Annotated in this window: 12 protein-coding genes and 3 rRNA genes; 5 read left to right on the top strand and 10 right to left on the bottom strand. The window is 55.9% G+C overall.

Annotated features, from left to right (window positions below; all coding sequences use genetic code 11):
- Nucleotides 1-85: 85 nt before the first annotated feature.
- Nucleotides 86-388, top strand: coding sequence for a type II toxin-antitoxin system RelE/ParE family toxin (locus RY075_RS01475; RefSeq protein ID WP_023315213.1), 303 nt, complete (start codon nucleotides 86-88; stop codon nucleotides 386-388).
- A gap of 6 nt (nucleotides 389-394) precedes the next feature.
- On the top strand, nucleotides 395-682 hold the full coding sequence (locus RY075_RS01470; protein WP_032610152.1) for an addiction module antidote protein: 288 nt from the start codon (nucleotides 395-397) through the stop codon (nucleotides 680-682).
- On the opposite strand, the gene RY075_RS01465 is transcribed toward RY075_RS01470, so the two are convergent.
- Nucleotides 679-2,310: a Na/Pi cotransporter family protein gene (locus tag RY075_RS01465; RefSeq protein WP_003860350.1), complete on the bottom strand. Its 1,632-nt coding sequence runs from the start codon at nucleotides 2,308-2,310 to the stop codon at nucleotides 679-681. The genes RY075_RS01470 and RY075_RS01465 overlap by 4 nt on opposite strands.
- A gap of 116 nt (nucleotides 2,311-2,426) precedes the next feature.
- Nucleotides 2,427-6,110 (bottom strand): methionine synthase, encoded by a 3,684-nt coding sequence (gene metH, locus RY075_RS01460; RefSeq protein WP_338627989.1) that lies wholly within the window; start codon nucleotides 6,108-6,110, stop codon nucleotides 2,427-2,429.
- A 193-nt stretch (nucleotides 6,111-6,303) separates the two neighbouring features.
- Here metH and iclR point away from each other — a divergent pair, with 193 nt between their 5' ends.
- Nucleotides 6,304-7,131, top strand: coding sequence for a glyoxylate bypass operon transcriptional repressor IclR (iclR, locus tag RY075_RS01455; RefSeq protein ID WP_003860353.1), 828 nt, complete (start codon nucleotides 6,304-6,306; stop codon nucleotides 7,129-7,131).
- 23 nt (nucleotides 7,132-7,154) lie between these two features.
- Here iclR and aceK read toward each other — a convergent pair whose 3' ends face one another.
- The 7 genes from aceK to RY075_RS01420 all read right to left on the bottom strand — a co-directional run bounded on the left by aceK (nucleotide 7,155) and on the right by RY075_RS01420 (nucleotide 18,152).
- Nucleotides 7,155-8,906 (bottom strand): bifunctional isocitrate dehydrogenase kinase/phosphatase, encoded by a 1,752-nt coding sequence (gene aceK, locus RY075_RS01450; protein ID WP_003860354.1) that lies wholly within the window; start codon nucleotides 8,904-8,906, stop codon nucleotides 7,155-7,157.
- A gap of 51 nt (nucleotides 8,907-8,957) precedes the next feature.
- Nucleotides 8,958-10,262, bottom strand: a complete 1,305-nt coding sequence (gene aceA, locus RY075_RS01445) for an isocitrate lyase (RefSeq protein WP_325773959.1) — start codon at nucleotides 10,260-10,262, stop codon at nucleotides 8,958-8,960.
- 31 nt (nucleotides 10,263-10,293) lie between these two features.
- Nucleotides 10,294-11,895, bottom strand: a complete 1,602-nt coding sequence (gene aceB / locus RY075_RS01440) for a malate synthase A (RefSeq protein WP_003860359.1) — start codon at nucleotides 11,893-11,895, stop codon at nucleotides 10,294-10,296.
- Between the two features lie 269 nt (nucleotides 11,896-12,164).
- Entirely contained in the window at nucleotides 12,165-13,094 is a 930-nt protein-coding gene (metA, locus tag RY075_RS01435; protein WP_003860360.1) for a homoserine O-succinyltransferase, read from the bottom strand.
- A 224-nt stretch (nucleotides 13,095-13,318) separates the two neighbouring features.
- Nucleotides 13,319-13,434 (bottom strand): 5S ribosomal RNA (gene rrf / locus RY075_RS01430).
- A gap of 70 nt (nucleotides 13,435-13,504) precedes the next feature.
- Nucleotides 13,505-16,410 (bottom strand): 23S ribosomal RNA (locus tag RY075_RS01425).
- A gap of 200 nt (nucleotides 16,411-16,610) precedes the next feature.
- Nucleotides 16,611-18,152, bottom strand: a 16S ribosomal RNA gene (locus RY075_RS01420).
- The 16S, 23S and 5S rRNA genes sit together here, the layout of an rRNA operon.
- 563 nt (nucleotides 18,153-18,715) lie before the next feature.
- Between RY075_RS01420 and purH the strand changes: the two genes are divergently transcribed.
- Nucleotides 18,716-20,305, top strand: a complete 1,590-nt coding sequence (purH, locus tag RY075_RS01415; RefSeq protein ID WP_022650212.1) for a bifunctional phosphoribosylaminoimidazolecarboxamide formyltransferase/IMP cyclohydrolase — start codon at nucleotides 18,716-18,718, stop codon at nucleotides 20,303-20,305.
- 15 nt (nucleotides 20,306-20,320) lie between these two features.
- Nucleotides 20,321-21,613, top strand: coding sequence for a phosphoribosylamine--glycine ligase (gene purD / locus RY075_RS01410; protein WP_109949090.1), 1,293 nt, complete (start codon nucleotides 20,321-20,323; stop codon nucleotides 21,611-21,613).
- A gap of 47 nt (nucleotides 21,614-21,660) precedes the next feature.
- Here purD and RY075_RS01405 read toward each other — a convergent pair whose 3' ends face one another.
- A complete protein-coding gene (locus RY075_RS01405) occupies nucleotides 21,661-22,353 on the bottom strand; it encodes a DUF1481 domain-containing protein (protein WP_045332535.1) in 693 nt (230 codons plus the stop codon).
- Nucleotides 22,354-22,361 lie beyond the last annotated feature (8 nt).

Genomic DNA, 22,361 nt, shown 5'->3' with positions numbered 1-22,361 from the left:
TCAGGCTATTTATCCTTGAGCTAACTCCTTTTAGCCTTACTCTCCAGAGACAATTGCTTGTAGTTTATAAATCACAGGGAGTAATATGAAGGAGATCGTTCAGACAGAATCCTTCCGACGCTGGGAGCAAAATTTAAAGGACAGGCGGGCAAAGACGATTATCGCTTCCCGCCTCTTTAGGCTGGCAAATGGCTTAGCGGGCGACATTAGACCCGTGGGGGAAGGTATCAGTGAACTGAGGATCCACTTTGGCCCGGGCTACAGAGTCTATTTTAAGGACCAGGGCAATTGCATCATCGTGCTGTTATGTGGTGGTGACAAAAGCAGCCAGGCCAGAGACATACTTATGGCAAAAATGCTGAGCAATGTATCCCAATGGCAGGAGTGAATGAGCATGCATAAATTAACACCCTACGATCCAGCCAACGCACTGGTGGATGACGAGGAAATCGCTGTGTTTATGGCTGATGCATTAGAGACGGGTGACTCAGCGTACATTGCTAAAGCGCTGGGCGTCATCGCCCGAGCGAAAGGGATGTCGACCATTTCCCTGCAAACGGGCCTGTCACGAGAACAACTGTATCGATCATTCAGTGATAAGGGGAACCCAACGCTCAAAACCACGCTGGCGGTCATGAAAGCATTGGGCCTTGGGTTAACAATCAAACCCTCTGGGGATTAATACTCATCCCGCTCGTCGTCTTCATCCGGTTGCTCCATCACGCTGTACGCCACCGCGCAGAACAACGAGTTGAGACGTTTCATATCGCCCAGCAGCCCCAGATGGAGCGAGCTGGTTTCGATACTCTGCACGTTCTGCTGATGCAGACGCTCAACGTGGGCGTGCGAGTAGCGGCGATTAAGGATGCGGAAACGATGCTTGTTGCGGCGCAGGCGGCGCGCGCTCGGCACGTCGCTGGAGAAGAAGACCGACATCGCCAGCTTCAGGTTGCTGACCAGCTGTTCGTGCAGCGCTTCCAGCTCCTTCAGCCCTTCCACAGAAAACGCCCGACGTGCTGCCAGGGATTTGTCCGCGATTTCACTGCCCATACGCTCGACAATATCCGAAGCCTGCTCCAGGTTAAGCGACATCTCAATGATTTCCGCCCAGCGGCGGGATTCCTCTTCCGCCAGCTCGTCCTGGGGGATCCGCGCCAGATAGAGCTTGATGGCGGTATACAGCACGTTGATATCGTCCGCCAGCCTGCGCAACTCTTTTTCTTCGCGCGGCTCGCCGTGCATCACCTTTTGCAACCCTTCCAGCATGGTTTCCATCGCGTCACCCATGCGCAGCGTTTCGCGGGCGGCATTGGCGATGGCCAGCGCGGGCGTGTCCAGCACAGAGGTGTCCAGATGCTTCGGTTTAAGGCGCGCGTCCAGCTCCGGTTCATCACGAATTAGCCGCTCGCAGAAGCGGGCCATCGGCGCGGCAAACGGCACCATCGCCAGGCAGCGCACCAGGTTGTAGAAGACGTGGAAGTAGATCACCAGCTCCGCTTTCGGCAGAGAGAGATTGTCCATCAGGTTCGCCAGCGGGTGCACAAACGGAAGAATGATCAGGCTACCCACCAGCTTGAAGAGCAAACTCCCCAGCGCCACGCGGCGGGCGGCAGCGTTGGCGGCGCTGTTGTTGAGCATCGCCAGCAGGCCAGAGCCGAGGTTGGCACCGATCACCAGGCACAGCGCCACCGGGAAGGAAATGACCCCTGCGGCGGTTAAGGTCGCCGTCAGCAGGACCGCTGCCAGGCTGGAGTAGCTGACGATGGCGAATACTGCGCCGATCAGCGCATCCAGCATAATATCGCCGGTTAACGAGGCGAAGATGACCTGTACACCGTTGGCCTGGGTGATCGGCGTGACAGCCTGCACAATCAACTCCAGCGCCAGCAGGATCAGCCCGAGGCCAATACCGACGCGGCCAAGCTGCCCGGCACGGCTTTGCTTACGGCCGAGGAAGAAAATGACGCCGATAAAAATCAGCAGCGGCGACAGCCAGGAGAGATCGAACGTCAGGATACGCGCCATCAGCGCGGTACCGACGTCGGCGCCCAGGACAATCACCAGCGCCGGGGCGAGCGCCACCAGATCCTGCGCCACGAACGAGGTGACGAGCATGGTGGTGGCGTTGCTGCTTTGCACCAGCGCCGTGACGCCAATACCCGCGCAGAAGGCGAGCGGCTTCTTCTCAACGCTGCCGCTGAGAACGGTACGTAAACGTGCGCCAAACACACGCATCACGCCGGTACGAACGATATGGGTGCCCCATACCAGCAGTGCGACTGCGGAGAGCAGGTGTAACAACGTCAACACGGTAGGCATTCCTCCTTATCGTTATTCGTTTTCCTGAGGTTCAGTATAAGGGTTTAAACGTAAGAAAGAGACAAGGCACCATAGCGGTGCCCTGTTTGTTGTAAGGAAAAGTGACGTTAGTCTGCTTCGTAGCCTAAATTCGGCGCCAGCCAGCGTTCCACCTCTGACACGCTCATGCCTTTACGCAGAGCGTAATCCTCAATCTGATCGCGCTGAAGCTGTGCCACGGCGAAGTACTTGCTGTCCGGATGGCTGAAGTACCAGCCGGAAACGGACGCGCCCGGCCACATGGCAAATGACTCGGTGAGCTTCATGCCCGTATGCGCTTCTACGTCCAGCAGTTTCCAGATAGTGCCCTTCTCGGTGTGTTCCGGGCAGGCCGGATACCCCGGCGCCGGTCGAATGCCCTGGTAATTTTCGCGGATCAACTCCTCGTTGCTGAGATTCTCATTGGCCGCGTAGCCCCAGTGCACCTTACGTACGCGCTCGTGCAGATACTCGGCAAAGGCTTCCGCCAGGCGATCGGCAATCGCTTTCACCATGATTTTGTTGTAATCATCGTGGTGCGCGTCGTACGCATCCGCCAGCGCGTCTTCTTCCAGACCACCGGTTACGGCAAAGGCGCCGATATAGTCGGCTTTACCGGAGAGTTTCGGTGCGACGAAATCCGCCAGGCAGTAGTTGGCAAAGCCCACTTTCTCGGTTTGCTGGCGCAGATGGTGGCTCACGGCCAGCACATGGGTGCGGGTTTCATCGCGGTAGATTTCCACGTCGTCGCCCACGCGGTTCGCCGGGAACAGCCCCACCACGCCGCGCGGGTTGAGGGCTTTCTCTGCGCTCAGCCTGTCGAGCATGTCGTTAGCATCTTTAAACAGGCGCTTCGCCTCTTCGCCCACCACCTCATCTTCAAGAATGCGCGGATATTTGCCCGCCAGCGACCAGGTCATGAAGAACGGCGTCCAGTCGATGTAGTTACGCAGCGTTTCGATGCTGGCCGTCACGTCCTGCACGCCCAGACGGTGTGCGACCGGCGGCGTATGGCTGGACCAGTCGAACGCCAGATCGTTTTCGCGCGCCGCCTGAAGCGAAACCGGCGGCGTGCGCGGTTTCTTACGTCCATGCTGAATGCGGACGGTTTCATACTCTTTGCGGGTGCGGGCGACAAAGTCATCGCGCTGGGTGTCAGACAGCAGCGCGGAGACCACGCCCACGGTGCGCGAGGCGTTTTGGACATACACCGTCGGCCCACTGTAGTTCTGCTCGATTTTCACCGCCGTGTGGGCTTTCGAGGTGGTTGCCCCGCCAATCAGCAGTGGAATGGTGAAGCCCTGGCGCTCCATCTCTTTTGCCACGTTGACCATTTCGTCCAGCGACGGCGTAATCAGCCCGGAAAGACCAATCAGATCCGCATTCACCTCACGCGCGGTCCTGAGGATTTTATCCGCCGGGACCATCACGCCAAGATCGATAATTTCGTAGTTATTACACTGCAACACCACGCCAACGATGTTTTTGCCGATGTCGTGTACGTCGCCCTTCACGGTGGCGATGACCATTTTACCGTTACTGGAGCCCTTCTCTTTGCTGGCTTCGATAAAGGGTTCCAGATACGCCACGGCCTGTTTCATGACGCGGGCGGATTTCACCACCTGCGGCAGGAACATTTTGCCCTCGCCAAACAGATCGCCGACCACGTTCATGCCGTCCATCAGCGGCCCTTCGATCACTTCAATCGGACGGGCGGCCTGCTGACGCGCTTCCTCAGTATCCTCCTCGATAAACTCGGTAATGCCTTTTACAAGCGAGTATTCCAGACGCTTATTCACATCCCAGGAGCGCCATTCGGCCTGTTGAACGTTGGCTGATTCGTCAGATTTACTGCCGCGGTATTTTTCCGCCAGATCCAGCATGCGTTCGGTGGCGTCGTCACGACGATTGAGGATCACGTCTTCTACGGCGTCGCGCAGCTCGGCTGGCAGATCGTCGTAAATTGCCAGCTGGCCGGCGTTGACGATCCCCATGTCCATCCCGTTGCGGATGGCATAGTAGAGGAACACGGCGTGGATCGCCTCACGAACCGGGTCGTTGCCGCGGAACGAGAACGAGACGTTTGACACGCCGCCGGAGATCAGCGCATGCGGCAGTTCGCGTTTAATGTCTTCACACGCGCCGATGAAGTCCTGGGCGTAGTTGTTGTGCTCTTCGATGCCGGTCGCGACGGCGAAGATGTTCGGGTCGAAGATGATGTCTTCCGGCGGGAAGCCCACCTCTTCGGTCAAAATTTTGTACGCGCGGCGGCAAATCTCAATCTTGCGCTCGCGGGTATCGGCCTGACCCACTTCATCGAAGGCCATCACCACCACGGCGGCCCCGTAGCGACGCACCAGCTTCGCGTGGTGGATAAAGGTATCGACCCCCTCTTTCATCGAGATGGAGTTAACGATGCCTTTGCCCTGAATGCACTTCAGCCCTTTTTCGATGACGTCCCATTTGGAGGAGTCAATCATGATCGGCACGCGGGCGATATCCGGCTCACCGGCAATCAGGTTGAGGAAACGCACCATCGCCGCTTCGGCGTCGAGCATCCCCTCGTCCATGTTGATATCGATAATCTGCGCGCCGCTTTCCACCTGCTGGCGGGCAACGTCCAGCGCTTCGCTGTACTTCTCTTCTTTGATCAGACGCTTGAACTTCGCAGAACCGGTAACGTTAGTACGTTCACCCACGTTCACAAACAGGCTGTCGTCGCCGATGGTCAACGGCTCCAGGCCGGACAGACGACAGGCTACCGGAAGCTCGGGTAGCTTGCGCGGCGGCAGTCCGGCCACGGCATTGCTCATGGCGGCGATATGCTCAGGCGTGGTGCCGCAGCAGCCGCCGACGATGTTGAGGAAACCAGATTCGGCCCACTCGCGGATTTGCGCCGCCATGGTGTCGGCATCCAGATCGTACTCACCGAACGCATTCGGCAGACCGGCGTTCGGGTGGGCGGTGACGTAGCACTCTGCGATGCGTGAAAGCTCCTGCACGTACTGGCGCAGCTCGTCCGGCCCCAGCGCGCAGTTCAGGCCGAAGGAGAGCGCTTCGGCATGGCGCAGAGAGTTATAAAACGCTTCGGTTGTCTGGCCGGAAAGCGTGCGCCCCGAGGCATCGGTGATGGTGCCGGAAATCATGATCGGCAGGTCGACGCCCAGCGACTCGAACTCCTCTTTTACCGCGTAAATTGCCGCTTTGGCGTTGAGGGTGTCGAATACGGTTTCAATCAGGATCAGGTCGGAGCCGCCTTCCACCAGCGCTTTAGTGGACTCCCGATACGCGGCCACCAGCTGGTCAAAGGTGATGTTACGATACGCCGGGTCGTTCACGTCCGGAGAAATCGACGCGGTGCGGTTGGTTGGGCCCAGCACCCCGGCTACGTAGCGCGGCTTGTCCGGCGTACGGGCCGTCCATTCGTCGGCGCAGGCGCGCGCCAGCTTCGCCGCTTCAAAGTTGATCTCCGCCGACAGGGATTCCATCTGGTAATCCGCCATGGCGATGGTTGTCGAGTTGAAGGTGTTGGTTTCTACAATATCCGCACCCGCGTCGAAGTAAGCGTTGTGGATATCTATGATGACTGACGGTTTGCTCAACACCAGCAGGTCATTGTTCCCTTTCAGGTCACAAGGCCAGTCGGCAAAGCGCTCGCCGCGGAAATCGTCTTCACTCAGACGATAGCCCTGGATCATGGTGCCCATGCCGCCGTCCAGCACCAGAATTCGTTCATTTAACTGCGCACGCAGTTGCTCTACTTTGCTGCTCACACTTGCTCCCGACAACGCTCAACAAGGCCAAAAGGCTGCGTTCCATACTGGCACAATCTCGCAGGGTGGAAAAGTCGCTCAGCGGTAACATGAGACATGTTCACTATCACTCCTCCGATCAGTCAGGAAAGCGGTTGCAAAACCACCAAATAAAACGAAAATGATTTCCACGATACAGAAAAAGGAGTCCGTCATGGTTACGACCGTTCCCGCTAAACGCGGCAGAAAACCTGCTGCAACCACCGCTGCACAACCTGGCGGACAGGTTCAATCCCTGACGCGCGGCCTGAAGCTGCTGGAATGGATAGCCGAATCGCACGGCAGCGTGGCCCTGACGGAGCTGGCGCAGCAGGCTGGCCTGCCGAACTCCACCACGCACCGTCTGCTGACCACCATGCAGCAGCTCGGCTTCGTGCGTCAGGTGGGCGAGCTGGGACACTGGGCGGTGGGGGCGCATGCGTTTATTGTCGGCAGCAGCTTCCTGCAAAGCCGCAACCTGCTGGCGATTGTCCACCCGATTCTGCGCAAGCTGATGGAGGAGTCCGGCGAGACGGTAAACCTGGCCGTACTGGATCAGAGCGATCACCAGGCGATTATTATCGACCAGGTGCAGTGTACGCAGCTGATGCGCATGTCCGCACCGATTGGCGGCAAGCTGCCGATGCACGCCTCTGGCGCAGGGAAAGCGTTTCTCTCGCAGCTGAGCGAAGAGCAGGTAACGGGGCTGCTGCACCGTAAAGGGCTGCACGCCTATACCCACGCCACGCTGGTGTCGCCCGTGCATCTGAAAGAAGATCTGGCTCTGACCCGCAAGCGCGGCTATTCGTTTGATGACGAAGAACATGCCCTCGGGCTGCGCTGCCTCGCGTCCTGCATTTTTGACGAGCACCGCGAGCCGTTTGCCGCCATCTCCATCTCCGGGCCGATTTCACGCATGACCGACGACCGCGTCACCGAGCTGGGCGCGATGGTGATTAAGGCCGCGAAAGAGGTGACGCTGGCGTATGGTGGGATTCGTTAAACGTGCATTGCCGCCTGATGCCCTCACTCCGGCCCTCTCCCACAGGGAGAGGGAGAAAAGCGGATGCAAAACCGCTGCTTGCGGCGGTAAGCGTAGACATCTTCCACGTGTCCGTTTTTGATCCGCGTTTGCAGCCCGCGCCAGTAGCTGGCGCGGAACAGATCGGCATGCATCTCTTCGAATAGCGGCCCGATGCGCGGGTCGGCACACAGCCAGTGGCGAAACTCCTCCGGAAACACATCGCCCGGCGATACGCTGTACCACGGCTCGCTGGACAGTTCATCTTCCGGGTAGCGCGGCGCCGGGATATCGCGGAAGTTCACCTCGGTCATGTAGCAAATTTCATCGTAATCGTAGAACACCACCCGCCCGTGACGGGTGACGCCGAAGTTTTTAAACAGCATGTCGCCGGGGAAAATATTGGCGGCGGCGAGCTGGCGAATCGCATTGCCGTACTCTTCAATGGCGTCTCGTAAAGCCTGGCCTTCGGACTGCTCCAGCCAGATATTTAGCGGCACCATCCGGCGTTCGATATAGAGATGGCTAATCGCAATCTTATCGCCAAGATCGGTAATTTTCGTCGGCGCTTCCTGCATTAGCAGCGACATCAGCGACGGATCGATCTGCTGCTTATCCAGCACAAAGTTTTCAAACTCCTGGGTATCGGCCATTCGCCCGACACGATCGTGCTCTTTAACCAGCTGATAGCAGGCGCGAACGTGCGCGGCGCTCATCTCCTTCTGCGGGGCGAATTTATCCTTAATCACCTTAAACACGCGGTCGAAGCCCGGCAGTGTGAAAACCAGCATCACCATGCCGCGGATCCCCGGCGCTTCGATAAACTGCTCATCAGCCGTGGTGACATAACGCAGGTATTCCCGATAACTTTCCGTTTTGGCATGCTTCTGACAGCCAATCGCCATGTACAGCTCGGCGGTGGTTTTGCCCGGCAGGATCTCGCGCAGCCACTCCACCAGGGCGGCAGGCAGTGGGGCATAGACCATGAAATAGGAACGGGCGAAGCCAAATACGATACTGGCCTCAGCGCTGGTAGTCAGGCAGGTATCGACAAACAGTTGGCCGTCGTCGGTACGGTGAATGGGCAGCAGAAACGGCACGATGGCTGTCGGCGTAACCAGTTTGCCCACCAGCCAGGCGGCCTTATTCCGGTAGAAAAGCTCGTTGGCAACCTGCAAATGGCTGCGGCTGAGCACCTCCTCGCCGAAGGTTTCATTGAGATACGCATGGATATAGCCGATATCCCGGGGTTTATTCTCCCACGGCAGGCGCAGCGGCAAATCCGTTAAGACGCGGTGCAAAAGCTTTTCCCAGCCGCGATCGGGAAAGAAATCTTTCGCCAGCGGACGCGGAATGGTACGGAAGCGGCGCTCCGGCTGGGAGCTGAAGATAAATAACCGCTCAGGAGATAATGAGCGGTGGTCAAATAACCGGCAATAGACGGAGTTGAAAAAGCTCTCCGCAATCTCGAAGCGCGGGTAGTCGGGTAACAGATGGGTGTAGTGCTCTTTCACGCGCAGTAAAAAATCCGCATCCGGGCTTTTACCGTCGGTGATACAGCGCAGTTGCTCCACCACCAGACCTACGTGGTGATCATAAAGATGGATACGCTGCTTCATGGCCTGCTGAACCGCATGCCAGTCGGCGTGCTCGAAACGCTGTTGCGCGCCGGAGGTGACTTCCAGAAAGCGGCCATATTGGGCATCGAAGCCCTGCAAAATAGTTTGGGCAATCAGTAATTCCAGACCACGCGACATATATTCCCCCTCACCCCAACCCTCTCCCCGAGGGGGGAGAGGGGGAAAAGATTAGAACTGTGCTTCTTCCGTTGAGCCCGTTAATGCCGTGACGGAGGAGGCCCCGCCCTGAATAATCGTGGTCACATTATCGAAGTAGCCGGTTCCCACTTCCTGCTGGTGCGAAACGAAGGTATATCCCTCTTTGCCTGCCGCAAATTCTGGCTGCTGCACCTTCTCAACATAGTGCTTCATGCCTTCGCCCTGCGCGTAGGCGTGCGCCAGGTCGAACATGTTGAACCACATGCTGTGGATACCCGCCAGGGTGATGAACTGGTACTTGTAGCCCATATCCGACAGCTGCTGCTGGAAGCTGGCGATGGTGGTATCGTCCAGATTCTTTTGCCAGTTGAAGGACGGCGAACAGTTATAGGCCAGCAGCTTGCCCGGATACTTCGCATGAATCGCATCGGCAAAACGCTTCGCCAGCGCCAGATCCGGCGTGGAGGTTTCACACCAGACCAGGTCAGCGTAAGGGGCATAGGCCAGACCGCGGCTGATGGCCTGTTCGATACCGGCATGCGTGCGATAGAACCCCTCGCTGGTGCGCTCGCCGGTAATAAATTCGCTGTCGTACGGATCGCAGTCAGAGGTGATCAGGTCCGCCGCATCAGCATCGGTACGGGCAATCACCAGCGTCGGCACGCCGAGCACGTCAGCAGCCAGACGCGCGGCAACCAGCTTTTGGATCGCTTCCTGGGTTGGTACCAGCACTTTCCCGCCCATATGCCCGCACTTCTTGACCGACGCCAGTTGATCTTCAAAGTGAACGGCCGCTGCACCGGCCTCAATCATGGATTTCATCAGCTCAAAGGCGTTCAGCACGCCGCCGAAACCGGCTTCCGCATCGGCGACGATCGGCAGGAAATAGTCTATAAAACGCGGATCGTGGGGTTCGATACCCGCGGCCCACTGGATCTGATCCGCACGGCGGAAGGTATTGTTGATCCGATCCACCACTGACGGCACCGAGTTCGCCGGATAAAGAGATTGATCCGGATACATGCTGGAGGCAAGGTTAGCATCCGCCGCGACCTGCCAGCCGGAAAGATAGATAGCTTCAATGCCGGCCTTCGCCTGCTGCAATGCCTGACCGCCAGTCAGTGCGCCGAGGCTGTTGATATAGCCTTTTTTAGCTCCCCCTTGCAGCAGATCCCACATTTTTGCCGCGCCGTTCTGCGCCAGCGTACATTCCGGGTTAACCGAGCCGCGTAACTTCACCACTTCCTCTGCGCTGTACGGGCGGCGAATGCCTTCCCAGCGCGGTTGGGTCCACTCTTTTTGTAACTCTTCGATCTGTTGGGTACGGGTTTTCATGTGCAGATGCTCCATATTGTTATGTGGTGAATTACGCCAGGAAGCGGTAGCCCGGCAGGGTCAGGAAGTCGATTAAGTCATCAGAGGTGGTGATTTGCTCCATCAGACGTGCAGCATCGTCAAAACGCCCACTGCTGAAGCGGTGCTCGCCCAGTTCGTCCTGGATGACCCGCATCTCTTCGGCCAGCATCTGACGGAACAGGGCTTTGGTTACCGGTTTGCCGTTGCTGAGCGTTTTTTGATGGTGGATCCACTGCCAGATGGAGGTACGTGAAATTTCCGCCGTGGCGGCATCTTCCATCAGGCCGTAAATCGGCACGCAGCCGTTGCCGGAGATCCATGCCTCGATGTACTGCACGGCGACGCGAATATTGGCGCGCATGCCCTCTTCCGTACGCTCGCCCGCACACGGCGCGAGCAACTGTTCTTCTGCGATGGGCGCATCATCTTCACGGGTGACAAACAGCTGGTTTTTGTTGTCGCCGAGTACGCGGTTAAAGACTTCCATCGCCGTATCGGCCAGACCAGGATGGGCAATCCACGTCCCGTCGTGGCCATTACGGGCTTCCAGCTCTTTATCGGCTTTCACCTTGTTGAGCACATGGTTGTTACGCTCAGCATCTTTGCTCGGGATAAAGGCCGCCATGCCGCCCATCGCAAAGGCGCCGCGTTTGTGACAGGTCTTAATCAGCAGGCGCGAGTAGGCGCTGAGGAACGGTTTATCCATAGTCACAACCTGACGATCCGGCAATACCCGGTCGGCATGGTTTTTCAGCGTTTTGATGTAGCTGAAGATGTAATCCCAGCGGCCGCAGTTCAGGCCCACAATATGGTCACGCAGCGCATGGAGGATCTCATGCATCTGGAATACGGCAGGCAGGGTTTCAATCAGCAGCGTGGCTTTAATGGTGCCGCGCGGCAGGCTGAAGCGGTCTTCTGCGTAGCTGAAAACTTCACTCCACCACGCCGCTTCCTGCCAGGACTGGGTTTTCGGCAGATAGAAATAGGGGCCGCTGCCTTTCGCCAGCAGGTTTTTATGGTTGTGGAAGAAGTACAGCGCAAAGTCGAACAGGCTGCCCGGAATCGCTTCTCCGCGCCAGGTGACGTGCTTTTCTGGCAAATGCAGACCGCGTACGCGACAGATCAGCACCGCCGGATTCGGTTTGAGCTGGTAAATTTTACCGGCTTCGTTGGTATAGCTGATGGTGCCATTGACGGCGTCGCGCAGGTTGATCTGCCCGTCGATAACTTTCTGCCAGTCCGGTGCCAGCGAGTCTTCAAAATCGGCCATAAAGACTTTGACGTTGGCATTCATGGCGTTGATCACCATTTTGCGCTCTACCGGGCCGGTGATCTCCACACGACGATCCTGTAAATCTTCAGGGATTCCGCGGATTTTCCAATCACCATGACGAATGGAAGCAGTTTCCGAAATAAATCCTGGCAACTTGCCGTTATCGATCCCCTGCTGTTGGTGAATGCGCGCCGCCAGCAGTTTATTACGCTGTGGCGTAAAGCGAGTCACCAGTTCAGTCAGAAACTCTACCGCTTCTGCCGTCAAAACTTGCTGTTCTTGCTCACCATTCGGCTGGGTAAAGGTCAGTTCATCGACCGTTGTTGCCTGTTGAGTCATCGTTCTGCTCCTCATCAAAGATCCAAATCACGCCCCCGACGCGAGCGAAAGATCGTTGTGTAGTTTTCGCTCAGCAGAATTAAGACTATCTATAATTTTTCCAAAATCAAAAACAATTTCCATTTTAATTTTAATTGCAACGCAACTTCATGATTACTATAGAGTTAAAGTTTCCTGGTATGTTGAACAGGATTTCGGAAATAAAAAAGGCACCCGAAGGTGCCTGATCTGAATAGCTGAAACGCTTTAGGATCGTTTAATGCAGACGATTACTCCAGCGTCGGATTCATGTGGCGAAGATCGTACGGCGTAATCTGGTAGACGTAATAGTTGAGCCAGTTGGTAAACAGCAAATTTCCATGACTACGCCAGGTTGCCCGAGGCGTGTTTTGTGGATCGTTTTTCGGGAAATAGTTGTACGGGACATCCGGATTCAGACCCGCTTCAACGTCACGAAAATACTCTGCCGCGAGGGTATGCGGATCGTACTCAGGATGGCCGGTAACGAACGCGATGCGTTTGTCTTTACTGGCGAACAGGTAGGCATCGCCGTCTTCCGTTTCGGCCAGGATTTCCAGGTCGGTATAATCGCGGATCAGCTGTGCCGGAAAATCGGCGTAGCGAGAATGCGGGGCCAGGAAAGTGTCATCGAAACCACGCGTCAGCAGCGCATGCGGGTGAAGAATGTGGTGTTCGTATACGCCAGAAAGTTTGTCGCTACGGGTTTGCTTGGGAATGCCATAGAGGATATTCAGTGCGGCCTGTACCGCCCAACAGACAAATAAGGTGGACGTGACGTGATCTTTTGCCCACTCCAGCACCTGCCTGATCTGTGGCCAGTAGGCAACGTCATTAAATTCCACCAGACCCAGCGGTGCGCCGGTGACGATCAGCCCATCGAAATTCTCATCGCGAATATCTTCAAAATTACAGTAGAAGTTATTCAGATGCTCAGCAGGCGTGTTGCGTGACTCACGCGCGTCAATGCGCAGCAGCTGGATATCAACCTGAAGCGGAGAGTTGGAGAGCAAACGCAGGAACTGGTTCTCTGTTTCGATCTTCTTTGGCATCAAATTAAGGATCAGCACCTTCAGCGGGCGAATTTCCTGACCAGAAGCACGCGAAGTTGTCATTACGAAGACATTCTCTTCACGCAAGAAATTGACGGCTGGTAGCTCGTCCTGCACCCGAATCGGCATAACCTTAAATCCTCACAGCATACGTATAAACGTTTAGACATCCAGACAGCTAACGATACCCAGAAACGGGGTTAATGTCGAGCCTGCAAGCGTAAGGTGAGAAAGTTTCAAGGAGGGGATGGTGCGGTTTGATGCCCTCACCCCGGCCCTCTCCCACAGGGAGAGGGAGAAAAACAAAAGCAAAAAACCCCGCACCTTACGGTACGGGGTTCTTCTTGTTTGATGCCTGGCAGTTCCCTACTCTCACATGGGGAGACCCCACACTACCATCGGCGCTACGGCGTTTCACTTCTGAGTTCGGCATGGGGTCAGGTGGGACCACCGCGCTAAAGCCGCCAGGCAAATTCTGTTTAATCTGTATCAGGCTGAAAATCGTGTCTGTCTCTTCGCCAAAACACCTTCGGCGTTGTAAGGTTAAGCCTCACGGTTCATTAGTATCGGTTAGCTCAACGCATCGCTGCGCTTACACACCCGACCTATCAACGTCGTCGTCTTCAACGTTCCTTCAGGAGACTTAAAGTCTCAGGGAGAACTCATCTCGGGGCAAGTTTCGTGCTTAGATGCTTTCAGCACTTATCTCTTCCGCATTTAGCTACCGGGCAGTGCCATTGGCATGACAACCCGAACACCAGTGATGCGTCCACTCCGGTCCTCTCGTACTAGGAGCAGCCCCCCTCAATTCTCCAGCGCCCACGGCAGATAGGGACCGAACTGTCTCACGACGTTCTAAACCCAGCTCGCGTACCACTTTAAATGGCGAACAGCCATACCCTTGGGACCTACTTCAGCCCCAGGATGTGATGAGCCGACATCGAGGTGCCAAACACCGCCGTCGATATGAACTCTTGGGCGGTATCAGCCTGTTATCCCCGGAGTACCTTTTATCCGTTGAGCGATGGCCCTTCCATTCAGAACCACCGGATCACTATGACCTGCTTTCGCACCTGCTCGCGCCGTCACGCTCGCAGTCAAGCTGGCTTATGCCATTGCACTAACCTCCTGATGTCCGACCAGGATTAGCCAACCTTCGTGCTCCTCCGTTACTCTTTGGGAGGAGACCGCCCCAGTCAAACTACCCACCAGACACTGTCCGCAACCCGGATCACGGGTCTACGTTAGAACACCAGCCATTAAAGGGTGGTATTTCAAGGATGGCTCCACGCAGACTGGCGTCCACGCTTCAAAGCCTCCCACCTATCCTACACATCAAGGACCAGTGTTCAGTGTCAAGCTATAGTAAAGGTTCACGGGGTCTTTCCGTCTTGCCGCGGGTACACTGCATCTTCACAGCGAGTTCAATTTCACTGAGTCTCGGGTGGAGACAGCCTGGCCATCATTACGCCATTCGTGCAGGTCGGAACTTACCCGACAAGGAATTTCGCTACCTTAGGACCGTTATAGTTACGGCCGCCGTTTACCGGGGCTTCGATCAAGAGCTTCGCGTTGCCGCTGACCCCATCAATTAACCTTCCGGCACCGGGCAGGCGTCACACCGTATACGTCCACTTTCGTGTTTGCACAGTGCTGTGTTTTTAATAAACAGTTGCAGCCAGCTGGTATCTTCGACTGATTTCAGCTCCGTCCGCAGGGACTTCACCTACATATCAGCGTGCCTTCTCCCGAAGTTACGGCACCATTTTGCCTAGTTCCTTCACCCGAGTTCTCTCAAGCGCCTTGGTATTCTCTACCTGACCACCTGTGTCGGTTTGGGGTACGATTTCGTGTTACCTGATGCTTAGAGGCTTTTCCTGGAAGCAGGGCATTTATCACTTCAGCACCGTAGTGCCTCGTCATCACACCTCAGCGTTAACAAGGTACCGGATTTACCTGGAACCTCCGCCTACATGCTTAAACCGGGACAACCGTCGCCCGGCTGACATAGCCTTCTCCGTCCCCCCTTCGCAGTAACACCAAGTACAGGAATATTAACCTGTTTCCCATCGACTACGCCTTTCGGCCTCGCCTTAGGGGTCGACTCACCCTGCCCCGATTAACGTTGGACAGGAACCCTTGGTCTTCCGGCGAGCGGGCTTTTCACCCGCTTTATCGTTACTTATGTCAGCATTCGCACTTCTGATACCTCCAGCATGCCTCACAGCACACCTTCAACGGCTTACAGAACGCTCCCCTACCCAACAACGCATAAGCGTCGCTGCCGCAGCTTCGGTGCATGGTTTAGCCCCGTTACATCTTCCGCGCAGGCCGACTCGACCAGTGAGCTATTACGCTTTCTTTAAATGATGGCTGCTTCTAAGCCAACATCCTGGCTGTCTGTGCCTTCCCACATCGTTTCCCACTTAACCATGACTTTGGGACCTTAGCTGGCGGTCTGGGTTGTTTCCCTCTTCACGACGGACGTTAGCACCCGCCGTGTGTCTCCCGTGATAACATTCTTCGGTATTCGTAGTTTGCATCGGGTTGGTAAGCCGGGATGGCCCCCTAGCCGAAACAGTGCTCTACCCCCGAAGATGAGTTCACGAGGCGCTACCTAAATAGCTTTCGGGGAGAACCAGCTATCTCCCGGTTTGATTGGCCTTTCACCCCCAGCCACAGGTCATCCGCTAATTTTTCAACATTAGTCGGTTCGGTCCTCCAGTTAGTGTTACCCAACCTTCAACCTGCCCATGGCTAGATCACCGGGTTTCGGGTCTATACCCTGCAACTTAACGCCCAGTTAAGACTCGGTTTCCCTTCGGCTCCCCTATACGGTTAACCTTGCTACAGAATATAAGTCGCTGACCCATTATACAAAAGGTACGCAGTCACCCCATAAAGAGGCTCCCACTGCTTGTACGTACACGGTTTCAGGTTCTTTTTCACTCCCCTCGCCGGGGTTCTTTTCGCCTTTCCCTCACGGTACTGGTTCACTATCGGTCAGTCAGGAGTATTTAGCCTTGGAGGATGGTCCCCCCATATTCAGACAGGATACCACGTGTCCCGCCCTACTCTTCGAGTTCACAGCATGTGCATTTTCGTGTACGGGACTATCACCCTGTACCGTCGGACTTTCCAGACCGTTCCACTAACACACAAGCTGATTCAGACTCCGGGCTGCTCCCCGTTCGCTCGCCGCTACTGGGGGAATCTCGGTTGATTTCTTTTCCTCGGGGTACTTAGATGTTTCAGTTCCCCCGGTTCGCCTCGTTAACCTATGTATTCAGTTAACGATAGTGCAACGAATTGCACTGGGTTTCCCCATTCGGACATCGCCGGGTCAAAGGTTCATATCACCTCGCCGGCGCTTTTCGCAGATTAGCACGTCCTTCATCGCCTCTGACTGCCAGGGCATCCACCGTGTACGCTTAGTCGCTTAACCTCACAACCCGAAGATGTTTCACTTCATGGTTGCGAAAATTTGAGAGACTCGAACACACATGAGCTGTGTGTCGTTTCAATTTTCAGCTTGATCCAGATTTTTAAAGAGCAAAACTTCTTAATGCACTCAAAAAGTACATTCAGAAGTTCATCATTCATCAGACAATCTGTGTGAGCACTACAAAGGCAGGTTCTTTAAGGTAAGGAGGTGATCCAACCGCAGGTTCCCCTACGGTTACCTTGTTACGACTTCACCCCAGTCATGAATCACAAAGTGGTAAGCGCCCTCCCGAAGGTTAAGCTACCTACTTCTTTTGCAACCCACTCCCATGGTGTGACGGGCGGTGTGTACAAGGCCCGGGAACGTATTCACCGTGGCATTCTGATCCACGATTACTAGCGATTCCGACTTCATGGAGTCGAGTTGCAGACTCCAATCCGGACTACGACGCACTTTATGAGGTCCGCTTGCTCTCGCGAGGTCGCTTCTCTTTGTATGCGCCATTGTAGCACGTGTGTAGCCCTACTCGTAAGGGCCATGATGACTTGACGTCATCCCCACCTTCCTCCAGTTTATCACTGGCAGTCTCCTTTGAGTTCCCGGCCGGACCGCTGGCAACAAAGGATAAGGGTTGCGCTCGTTGCGGGACTTAACCCAACATTTCACAACACGAGCTGACGACAGCCATGCAGCACCTGTCTCAGAGTTCCCGAAGGCACCAAAGCATCTCTGCTAAGTTCTCTGGATGTCAAGAGTAGGTAAGGTTCTTCGCGTTGCATCGAATTAAACCACATGCTCCACCGCTTGTGCGGGCCCCCGTCAATTCATTTGAGTTTTAACCTTGCGGCCGTACTCCCCAGGCGGTCGACTTAACGCGTTAGCTCCGGAAGCCACGCCTCAAGGGCACAACCTCCAAGTCGACATCGTTTACGGCGTGGACTACCAGGGTATCTAATCCTGTTTGCTCCCCACGCTTTCGCACCTGAGCGTCAGTCTTTGTCCAGGGGGCCGCCTTCGCCACCGGTATTCCTCCAGATCTCTACGCATTTCACCGCTACACCTGGAATTCTACCCCCCTCTACAAGACTCTAGCCTGCCAGTTTCGAATGCAGTTCCCAGGTTGAGCCCGGGGATTTCACATCCGACTTGACAGACCGCCTGCGTGCGCTTTACGCCCAGTAATTCCGATTAACGCTTGCACCCTCCGTATTACCGCGGCTGCTGGCACGGAGTTAGCCGGTGCTTCTTCTGCGGGTAACGTCAATTGCTGAGGTTATTAACCTCAACACCTTCCTCCCCGCTGAAAGTACTTTACAACCCGAAGGCCTTCTTCATACACGCGGCATGGCTGCATCAGGCTTGCGCCCATTGTGCAATATTCCCCACTGCTGCCTCCCGTAGGAGTCTGGACCGTGTCTCAGTTCCAGTGTGGCTGGTCATCCTCTCAGACCAGCTAGGGATCGTCGCCTAGGTGAGCCGTTACCCCACCTACTAGCTAATCCCATCTGGGCACATCCGATGGCAAGAGGCCCGAAGGTCCCCCTCTTTGGTCTTGCGACGTTATGCGGTATTAGCTACCGTTTCCAGTAGTTATCCCCCTCCATCAGGCAGTTTCCCAGACATTACTCACCCGTCCGCCACTCGTCAGCGAAGCAGCAAGCTGCTTCCTGTTACCGTTCGACTTGCATGTGTTAGGCCTGCCGCCAGCGTTCAATCTGAGCCATGATCAAACTCTTCAATTTAAAAGTTTGATGCTCAATGAATTAAACTTCGTAATGAATTACGTGTTCACTCGTTGAGACTTGGTATTCATTTTTCGTCCGAGGACGTTAAGAATCCATGTCACTTTGAGTGCCCACACAGATTGTCTGATAAATTGTTAAAGAGCAGTTGCGACGCGCTTCAGCGCTCTGTCGCGAGGTGGCGTATATTACGCTTTCCTCTTTCAGAGTCAACCCTGATTTTCAGGATTTTTTCTCTTCAACCGACCGGGTTGTTTGTGAAGTGATTCACATCCGCCGTGTCGATGGAGGCGCATTATAGGGAGTTCTCCGCTGGCCGCAACCGCTAAATGACAGAAAAATGACTGACTGCTGCATTCCCCAGCAAAACCCCGCCTTATACCCTTTTACACACAGAGTTATCCACAGCGCTGCGAAAAAGTGAAAATATGCGAGCGTTGCGCAAACGTTTTCGTTAAAATGCTCGCGCTTTACAAGGATGCCTCGTCAGGTGTGTTAGATGAGTTTTTCACAGGAAAATTCATCTAACGCTCTCTGTAATCGTGAAATCCAGGGGATTTATCATGCAACAACGTCGTCCAGTCCGCCGCGCTCTGCTCAGTGTTTCTGATAAAGCCGGTATCGTCGAATTCGCCCAGGCACTTTCCGCACGCGGTGTGGAGCTGCTTTCTACAGGTGGCACCGCGCGCCTGTTAGCAGAGAAAGGTCTGCCGGTAACCGAAGTGTCCGATTACACCGGTTTCCCGGAAATGATGGATGGACGCGTCAAAACCCTGCATCCGAAAGTGCACGGCGGTATTCTTGGCCGTCGCGGTCAGGACGACGCCATTATGGAACAGCACGATATCGCGCCTATCGATATGGTCGTTGTTAACCTCTACCCGTTCGCCCAGACCGTCGCCCGCGAAGGCTGCTCTCTGGAAGATGCGGTTGAAAATATCGATATCGGCGGCCCGACCATGGTGCGCTCCGCAGCCAAGAACCATAAAGATGTGGCCATCGTGGTGAAGAGCAGCGACTACAACGCCATTATTAATGAGATGGATGCCAACGAAGGGTCCCTGACACTTGAAACGCGTTTCGATCTCGCCATCAAAGCCTTCGAGCATACCGCCGCCTACGACAGCATGATCGCCAACTACTTCGGTAGCCTGGTACCGGCTTACCATGGTGAAAGCAAAGATCCCTCTGGCCGCTTCCCGCGCACCCTGAACCTGAACTTCATTAAGAAGCAGGATATGCGTTACGGTGAGAACAGCCACCAGCAGGCTGCCTTCTATATAGAAGAAGAGGTAAAGGAAGCCTCTGTTGCGACCGCCCAGCAGGTTCAGGGCAAAGCCCTTTCCTATAACAACATTGCCGACACCGACGCCGCGCTGGAATGCGTGAAAGAATTCAGCGAGCCGGCCTGCGTTATCGTCAAGCACGCCAACCCATGCGGCGTTGCGGTAAGCACTTCTATTCTGGATGCCTACGATCGCGCCTACAAAACCGACCCGACCTCCGCGTTCGGCGGCATTATCGCCTTTAACCGCGAGCTGGATGCGGAAACCGCGCAGGCCATCATCTCCCGCCAGTTTGTCGAAGTGATCATCGCGCCGTCCGCATCAGAAGAAGCGCTGAAAATCACTGCGGCAAAACAGAATGTGCGCGTGCTGGTTTGCGGTCAGTGGGCGGAACGCGTGCCGGGCCTGGACTTCAAGCGCGTGAACGGCGGTCTGCTGGTTCAGGACCGCGATCTGGGTATGGTGAGCGAAGCCGACCTGCGCGTGGTGACCAAACGTCAGCCGACCGAACAGGAACTGCGTGACGCGCTGTTCTGCTGGAAAGTGGCGAAGTTCGTGAAGTCTAACGCAATTGTTTACGCCAAAGAGAACATGACCATCGGGATAGGCGCAGGCCAGATGAGCCGCGTTTACTCTGCAAAAATTGCCGGTATCAAAGCAGGCGACGAAGGTCTGGAAGTGAAAGGCTCCGCCATGGCCTCTGACGCCTTCTTCCCGTTCCGCGACGGTATCGACGCTGCGGCTGCGGTGGGCATCACCTGTGTGATCCAGCCTGGCGGTTCAATCCGTGATGACGAAGTGATTGCCGCTGCCGACGAGCATGGCATCGCAATGATCTTCACCGACATGCGCCACTTCCGCCATTAATTCCCGGAGCAGAAAATGAAAGTATTAGTGATTGGTAACGGCGGGCGCGAGCACGCCCTGGCGTGGAAAGCAGCGCAGTCTCCGCAGGTTGAAACCGTCTTTGTGGCACCGGGTAATGCCGGTACGGCGCTGGAACCCGCGCTGCAAAACGTCGCCATCGGCGTGACCGATATCCCGGCACTGCTGAGCTTTGCCCAGACCGAGAACATCGATCTGACCATCGTTGGCCCGGAAGCGCCGCTGGTGATTGGCATCGTAGACGCCTTCCGCGCAGCTGGCCTGAAAATCTTTGGCCCAACGGAGGGTGCCGCACAGCTGGAAGGCTCAAAAGCCTTCACCAAAGATTTCCTCGCGCGTCATAACATCCCGACGGCGGAATATCAGAATTTCACTGAAGTGGAGCCTGCTCTGGCCTGGTTACGTGAGAAGGGCGCGCCGATTGTTATCAAGGCCGACGGTCTGGCCGCGGGTAAAGGCGTGATCGTCGCGATGACCCTCGAAGAAGCCGAAGCCGCGGTTCAGGATATGCTGGCAGGTAACGCCTTTGGCGATGCGGGCCACCGCATCGTGATTGAAGAGTTCCTCGACGGCGAAGAGGCGAGCTTTATCGTGATGGTCGATGGCGAGCACGTTCTGCCGATGGCCACCAGCCAGGATCACAAGCGTGTGGGCAATGGCGATACCGGCCCCAACACTGGGGGAATGGGCGCTTACTCTCCTGCTCCCGTTGTTACCGATGAGGTGCATCAGCGCACCATGGACCGCATCATCTGGCCAACCGTGAAAGGGATGGCGGCGGAAGGCAATACCTACACCGGTTTCCTTTATGCAGGCCTGATGATCGACAAGCAGGGTAACCCGAAGGTGATCGAATTCAACTGCCGCTTTGGCGATCCGGAAACCCAGCCGATCATGCTGCGCATGAAATCCGACCTGGTGGATCTGTGCCTTGCGGCCTGCGAAGGCAAACTGGATGAGAAAACGTCAGAGTGGGACGAGCGTGCCTCTTTAGGTGTGGTGATTGCTGCGGGTGGGTATCCGGGTAGCTACAACACTGGAGATGAGATCCACGGCCTGCCGCTGGAAGAGATTGACGGCGCGAAGGTGTTCCACGCCGGTACGAAGCTGGCTGACGATGACCGCGTGCTCACCAACGGCGGCCGCGTGCTGTGTGCGACCGCGCTGGGCCAGACCGTGGCAGAAGCGCAGAAACGCGCCTATGCGCTGATGGCGGATATTCACTGGAACGGCAGCTTCAGCCGTCAGGATATCGGTTATCGTGCTATTGCGCGGGAGCAGGGAGAGTAATTTCCCCCTCACCCTAACCCTCTCCCTCAAGGGAGAGGGGACTTAAATCAAAAACTCTTTTCTGTCGGCTGCCAGGTGCAGAAATCTTCATTCGCCACCAGCAACAGCTGAGAGCCTTCCGGCGCTTCCAGCCATGCCACACTCACCTCCACAGATGAATGCCGCTGACGACGCTGAATGTGTTCGGTTGCCCAGGATTCAAGCTCAGGCTTCACCGTCTGCCCTTCGCAGGTGGTCACCGTGCCGTCGGCATGCCAGCGCCCCTGACGCAGCACCACGCGGCCCTGACGCAGCGCATCGCTGGTCTGGCGAAGTTGTTCAGCACGGTAGCGGTAGAGGGCGACCTGATCGCTGGAAAGCTGCTTTTTCAGTCCACTGACCTCATGCTGCATAAAGCTCAGCTCGCCGTGGTCGTCGAAACGCACCTTCACGTGTTCGGGAGTCTTACTGTAGATATTCAGTTCAATGAGCGACAGGGCATCGCCCTGCCAGCGGTATTCTGCGGTCGAGGTATTGCCGTTATGCCATGGGCTGAACGCGGTGAGCATATGGACTTCATCGCTGGAATCTTTGCGCCAGATCCTGACCGCACCCTGGTTGTCAGCGTAGCCGCTGGCGGTAAACGGGGGGAGTGAGGAATCATGACTACAGGCAGACAGCAACAGTACGCCTGCCAGCGCGAGCGTTCCACGCCAGAATGACAAAAGGGGCGTTGCCGCCCCTTCGTTAAAACTGTTCACTGCCACGC

The organism is Enterobacter sp. JJBC (genome assembly GCF_036936505.1).
Lineage (GTDB): Bacteria > Pseudomonadota > Gammaproteobacteria > Enterobacterales > Enterobacteriaceae > Enterobacter > Enterobacter hormaechei_C.
This window is presented reverse-complemented; position numbering and strand designations above follow the sequence as displayed.